At 63.8% G+C, this 5487-nt stretch carries 7 protein-coding genes and 2 pseudogenes; 4 read left to right on the forward strand and 5 right to left on the reverse strand.

Features of this window, described 5'->3' with window-relative positions:
• Positions 1-78 precede the first annotated feature (78 nt).
• Positions 79-429 (forward strand): transposase, encoded by a 351-nt coding sequence (locus YU1_RS0125190; RefSeq protein WP_029006236.1) that lies wholly within the window; start codon positions 79-81, stop codon positions 427-429.
• Complete coding sequence (locus YU1_RS0125195) at positions 402-1226, forward strand: IS3 family transposase (protein WP_245263452.1); 825 nt, start codon at positions 402-404, stop codon at positions 1224-1226. The genes YU1_RS0125190 and YU1_RS0125195 overlap by 28 nt, the downstream gene beginning before the upstream one ends.
• Positions 1227-1431: 205 nt before the next feature.
• Here YU1_RS0125195 and YU1_RS33755 read toward each other — a convergent pair whose 3' ends face one another.
• From YU1_RS33755 to YU1_RS0125210, 4 genes and pseudogenes are all read right to left on the reverse strand, one after another.
• Complete coding sequence (locus YU1_RS33755; protein WP_198019065.1) at positions 1432-1956, reverse strand: hypothetical protein; 525 nt, start codon at positions 1954-1956, stop codon at positions 1432-1434.
• Complete coding sequence (locus YU1_RS33090; RefSeq protein WP_156922459.1) at positions 1869-2336, reverse strand: hypothetical protein; 468 nt, start codon at positions 2334-2336, stop codon at positions 1869-1871. The genes YU1_RS33755 and YU1_RS33090 overlap by 88 nt, the downstream gene beginning before the upstream one ends.
• A 5-nt stretch (positions 2337-2341) precedes the next feature.
• Positions 2342-3085: pseudogene (locus YU1_RS33095) on the reverse strand (dihydrodipicolinate synthase family protein); the annotation flags it as partial.
• A gap of 63 nt (positions 3086-3148) precedes the next feature.
• Positions 3149-3778, reverse strand: a complete 630-nt coding sequence (locus YU1_RS0125210; protein ID WP_029006417.1) for a LysE/ArgO family amino acid transporter — start codon at positions 3776-3778, stop codon at positions 3149-3151.
• 73 nt (positions 3779-3851) lie between these two features.
• On the opposite strand from YU1_RS0125210, the gene YU1_RS0125215 reads away from it, so the two are divergent.
• Positions 3852-4742 (forward strand): LysR family transcriptional regulator ArgP, encoded by an 891-nt coding sequence (locus YU1_RS0125215; protein WP_029006418.1) that lies wholly within the window; start codon positions 3852-3854, stop codon positions 4740-4742.
• A gap of 136 nt (positions 4743-4878) precedes the next feature.
• Here YU1_RS0125215 and YU1_RS33100 read toward each other — a convergent pair.
• A pseudogene (locus YU1_RS33100) lies at positions 4879-5205 on the reverse strand (tyrosine-type recombinase/integrase); the annotation flags it as partial.
• Positions 5206-5285: 80 nt separating this feature from the next.
• Between YU1_RS33100 and YU1_RS0125225 the strand changes: the two are divergent.
• The coding region (locus YU1_RS0125225) for a transposase (RefSeq protein WP_029006420.1) at positions 5286-5487 on the forward strand (202 nt) is incomplete at its 3' end.

Below are 5487 nucleotides of genomic sequence, written 5' to 3' on the forward strand. Positions count from 1 at the left end.
TGGAGTGCGCCCCTTGAGGCGGACAGTGTGACGGTGAGCAATTGACCGGAGAGCCGGGCTTTCGAAGGATGAAAGCCCATGGCCCGACACCGCACTCACAGCATCGAGTTCAAGCGCCAGGTAGCCCAGAATTACCTGGCGGGCGAGACGCTCCACAGCCTCGCTCGACGACACGATCTGTCGCGAAATCTGATCCGTATCTGGATCCAGAAGTTCGAAGTCGGCGCCTTCGACGACGAGGCCGCCGCCGCCGATACGATCGAAGCCTACGAGGCGCGCATCGCTGCGTTGGAGCGGCTCGTTGGCAGACAAGCTCTGGAGATTGAGTTCCTAAAGGGGGCTCTGAAGCACGGACCGCGGCCGAGAAGCGCGACTACATCCGTTGTCACCGGCCCCGCGGCATCTCCGTCGCAGAAGGATGCCGGTTGATGGGGATCGCGCGTTCGACCTATTACGACACGACGGTCACCAGCATCGACGACACGGCGCTCGTCGAGACGATGGCGGCGGTCTCCGACAGCTTCGAGGCCTATGGCTACCGCCGGATGCAGGCAGCGCTGCGGCACCGCGGCTTTGTCGTGAACCACAAAAAGATCCGGCGCCTGATGCGCGAGCATGGTCTTCAACCACGTCGGCGCCGGCGCTATGTCGCCACCACCGATGGCGATCATGAACTGCCGATCTTCCCGAACCTGGCGAAGGATATCCTGCCGGATGGGCCGAACCAGCTCTGGGTGGCCGATATCACCTATGTCGCGATCACCGCGGGCTTCGTCTACGTTGCCGTCATCCTCGACGCCTGGTCGCGCAGGGTCGTCGGTTATGCCATCGGCCGCTCGATCGACGTTAGGCTGACGCTGGCCGCCCTGCGCTCCGCCATCGAAAAGCGAAAACCGCCGCCCGGCTGCGTCCACCACACCGACCGCGGATCGCAATACGCGGCCGGACGCTACCGGCAGGCCCCGGCCGAACATGGTCTCGTCGGATCGATGGGGCGCCGCGGTAATCCGTACGATAACACCAAAGCCGAGAGCTTTATGAAGACGCTCAAGGTCGAAGCCGTCTATCCGATGGCCTATGAAACCTTCGAGGATGTCGCCGCCGACGTTCCGCGCTTCATCGATCAGGTCTACAACGCCAGCCGACTGCACTCCGCGCTCGGCTATCTTAGCCCACAGCAGTTCGAGGAAAAATACGCCCGGCTCACGGTCAAATCCGCAGCCTGATCCTGTCTACCCGCAGGGGCGCACTCCACAGCGACGTCCGCTTTGCGCCCCCATTTCGGCCGATCACGGCAAAGCAAGAACTTTCCGAAAGCGGACACAGGTCTGAGTTGGTGGAAGACTCAGGCAGGTGCAATGTCACCGTAAGGATCGGCGACGTTTGCTTCCTCAGCTGTTGTGGCCTCAGTGGCTTGTTGCGCGGCCTCGACTAGGGCCGCAGCGAACGACCTCTTCTTAAACCCGTTTCATCACCTTGCTGCCGGTCCTTGATCAGGGTGATGATACCGGGCTCGTTGAGGTCGCCCTTGGCGAGGGCGGCTGCTGGGAATGCAAAGTTCCAGGCTAGCAGTCCCATTTTCGAAACTTCGTCATCGGTTCCCGTCTCGGACGGAATATGAACCCACGCGTCAGACCTGGTGCCCTTCAGACTCAGACCTTTGGTCAACATCCGTCTGACGTCGGGCGAGGACTTTATGTGCGCGAACGCTTTGCGAGCTGGTTCAGCGACTTGTTCTTCCGGCAACGCTAAGAGTGCGTCGACCACGCCGTCGCAGGCCAATTCGGGCATGACCAATCGCAGGATTGGAGCCTTTTTCTCGTCGCGTCCAACGAAGCAGACGGCGCCGTCCGCGACGGCAGGGATATCTAGTCTGGCTGGGATACCATCCAGTCCCGCATAGTAGATTTCCGTATCAACCGAAAAGGTCGCAGGCATCGGCGCGACGAGGCCCACGCGACCAAGTCCTGAAAGCAGCCGTTGCTGCAGCTCGAGAGCATGCGCTTCACGCAGGCGGCGGCCGTGACGAGGTCGCCATCGCCGAAAGCTTTCTCAAGTTGTTCATGGGAAATTGTGTCGATGTGTTTGAGGTTCCATTTGCCCCAGCGAAGGTCGGCGCCGAGTTGGATGGCGGCTGTTCGTGCATCCTCGCCATAAGTCCAGGACGAGGCTCCGATCGTTTCGATCTTGCCGACAAGCAGCAAAATCCGCGGTGCCCCGTCGCGCTGGAGATCGCAAGCTGGCGTCAGCACCAGCAACGCCGTGGTAGCGCCGATTTCGACCGGCATCGTTGCTTGCAAGCGTGCCGCATCGGAGTTTGGTGATGTCGTGATCACATCGCCGTCTCCCACAGTGGATTGAGGGATGCGTCGATCCGGCGTGGCCTCTCCGGCATTACCCGCTTCCGCGGCCCGGGCGAGCGCCAGGACCGGATCCGGCAACGTCCCTCCAAGGACGCTGTAGAAGGCATCGGCGCCGGCCAAGCACGCGTCTGCGGTTCCCCAGTCGCCGCTGTAGCCGATCGCGATGTCGACCCGCTTCCGAAGCGCCGCGAGTTCGGTGGCGATATCGCCGTCGAATGGGAGCGAAATCTTGATGGCCCGAACTGTCGGAAGCCGGGACAGCAGCTCCAGGAGATCGACGCCGAAGGTGAAGCGGGTCGTGCCAGGGTTGTTGTAGACGCATAGCGATAGGCCGGAGACACTTGTCACCGCGCGGTGGTGCTCGAACGCCTCATCCTGGGTCAGCGGCGTGTGGGACATCGGTGCCATCAAGTGCGCATCCGCCCCCGCGGCCTCGGCGTCCCGGGCGAGGGCTTGCGCCTCGTCGGTCCGTAGTGCACCGCCCCCGACGACCACACGCGGCCACGCACGCATTCGACCGCCGTCTCCACCGCGCGGCGGCGCTCCTCCCACGTTAGGTAGGCGTAGGTGCCCGTCGAGCCGAGGAGTCCGATCGAGTCGACGTCGGCTTCGCACAGTCGCTCGATCAGGTTGCCCAGCGTTTCGCGATCGACCCGGCCGCCTTGATCGGCAGGCGTGATCGGGAAGGCCGAGAGGCCGTGGAACGGTGATGGGCCCGGCATCGTGGGCTCCGTGCGAACGGTCATCGAGAAAGGAGCAGGCGGTCGTGGATATTCATGGGCGGCTCAGCCGGGTTGATTTACGGCGCCCACAAGGAGCGAGGCGGCCAGCGACAGCATCACGACGCCGACAACGGCGTCCAGGATGCGCCAGGCAAACGGTCGTGTGAACACCGGCTGGAGGAGGCGAGCTCCGTAGCCGAGGGCGGCGAACCAGGTGAAGCTCGCCGACGCCGCCCCGAGGACGAAGAAGGGACGCAGGTCCTCCGGCTGCGCCGAACCCGCCGTTCCCATGAGCAGGACCGTGTCGAGGTAGACGTGCGGGTTCAGGAAGGTGAACGCCGCGCCTGTCGCCATCGCGCGGCCGAGCGACAGGGCGCCGCCCGCAGCCACCGTCATGGCAGAGGGCGAGGCCATGCGACGGAGCGCGGCGATCCCGTACCAAGCGAGGAAGGCCGCGCCGCCCAGCGCTAGGACGGCCGTCAACTTCGGGGCCGCCGACAGGAACGCGCCCATGCCGCCGACGCCGGCCAGGATCAGCAGGGCGTCGGAGAGACCGAACAAGAGCACGATGGGGCCAACGTGCTCGCCCCGCAGCCCCTGCCGCAGAACGAAGAGGTTCTGAGCGCCGATGGCCATGATGAGGGCGGCCGACAGGGCAAAGCCGGACAGGAAGGCAGGGAGGAGTGTCGTCATGCCGCCGTGATGCGCCTCACTATTGGCGAAGTAAAACTTGTTCTCCTAAAGCCTCTGAAGGATAACTTCATCCATGCTCGACTACCCCGCCCTCACCGCCGTCGCCGCCGTTGTCCGCGAGGGAACCTTCGAACGTGCCGCTGCGGCGCTCGGCATCACGCCATCGGCCATCTCGCAACGCGTTCGGGGACTGGAGGAACGGTTTGGGGCCATACTCGTCGTCCGCGGCCAGCCGTGCCAGCCGACGGAGCTCGGCCGCACCCTCTGTGCCCATCTCGACCGGGTACGGCTAATGGAGGTGGAACTCGCGCCTGGGCTTCCACAGGGCATAGGGCTGGGGCCGTCGCGCATCCCGCTAAAGGTGGCGGTGAACTCGGACAGTTTGGCGACCTGGTTTCCAGACGCGGTGGCAGCGTTCGGAATCAAGACGAGCATCCCACTCGACCTGACACTCGACGACGAGGCGCTCACAGCGGATCGCTTGCGTTCGGGCGAGGTCCTCGCCGCCGTCACTGCCGACCCACGCACCGTGCAGGGATGCCGAACGATCCCGCTTGGTGTCCTGGGTTACGCGGCCTGCGCCAGCCCGGACTTCGCGACGCGGTTCTTCGAAGATGGCACGACCCACGAGGCGCTAAGGGCGGCGCCGTGCCTACGGTTCGATCGTCGGGATGGACTTCAGGTCCGCTGGGTCAAGGACACGTTTGGTTTCGAGTTCGACGCACCGACCTACACGGTCGCGTCGACGCACGCCTTTCTCGACTTGGCGCTCGCCGGCGTCGCCTGGGGCATGCAGCCCGTCACGCTGGCCGAGCCCCACCTCGTGGCTGGACGACTTGTTGAACTTAAGCCCGGCTCGAGGCTCGACGTCATCCTGCACTGGACGGTCGCTCGCCTGCCGATCGCGTCGCTCCCAATCTTGACCGAGGCCGTGCGCAAGGCGGCTTCGGCGACGCTGACGTGAAACCTAGGTAAGGTCCGCTGAGTTGAACGCACGTTTCAAAGCAGACAGACCGGCTTCCACCCCTTAGTGACCTAGGCGGCACGCTGTTCCGCGCGTCGAAGCGGCCATCCGCGCGACATCGGATGACTGCCCGACGTCAGATTTCCGTCCGCTCTGCCGGCAGCAGCGCGTCCTCCACGTCGACACCAAGATATCGGACCGTGTTCTCAATCTTGGAGTGACCGAGCAAGATCTGGATGGCGCGGATGTTGCCGGTCGCTTTGTAGATCATGGATGCCTTCGTGCGACGGAGCGAGTGAGTGCCATAATCCTCTTGGCGCAACCCGATCGCGGTCACCTACTCGTCGACTAGGCGAGCATATTGCCTTGTACTCATGTGGTGCGCGTGATCGATCCGGCTCGGAAAGGCATAATCCTCGATGGTGCCGCCGCGCCGTTCCAGCCAAGCGAGCAGGCTCGCTCTGAGCTACTCCCCGAAATCGGGACAGTGACGGAAGCTACGATGTGACGTCTGCTGATCTCCAACGATTGGGAGATCAGAGCATGCGCAAANGCAGGAACCATGACGCGGGCTTCAAGGCACGCGTTGCGCTGGAAGCCGTGAAGGGTGAACGCACCGTGTCGGAGTTGGCCGCCACATACGGCGTGCATCCGACGATGATCCACCAATGGAAGAAAGCGCTCCTCGATGGAGCGGCAGACATTTTCGAGCGGGGCGGCAGGAAGACGGCCGATGTCGACGAGG

Source organism: Azorhizobium doebereinerae UFLA1-100, from assembly GCF_000473085.1.
GTDB classification, from domain to species: Bacteria; Pseudomonadota; Alphaproteobacteria; order Rhizobiales; family Xanthobacteraceae; genus Azorhizobium; species Azorhizobium doebereinerae.

Excerpts from the sequence above, each read along its gene's own strand:
- YU1_RS0125215 (WP_029006418.1), top strand. The coding sequence starts at position 3,852 with ATGCTCGACTACCCCGCCCTCACCGCCGTCGCCGCCGTTGTCCGCGAG.
- YU1_RS0125210 (WP_029006417.1), bottom strand. The coding sequence starts at position 3,778 with ATGACGACACTCCTCCCTGCCTTCCTGTCCGGCTTTGCCCTGTCGGCC.
- YU1_RS0125190 (WP_029006236.1), top strand. The coding sequence starts at position 79 with ATGGCCCGACACCGCACTCACAGCATCGAGTTCAAGCGCCAGGTAGCC.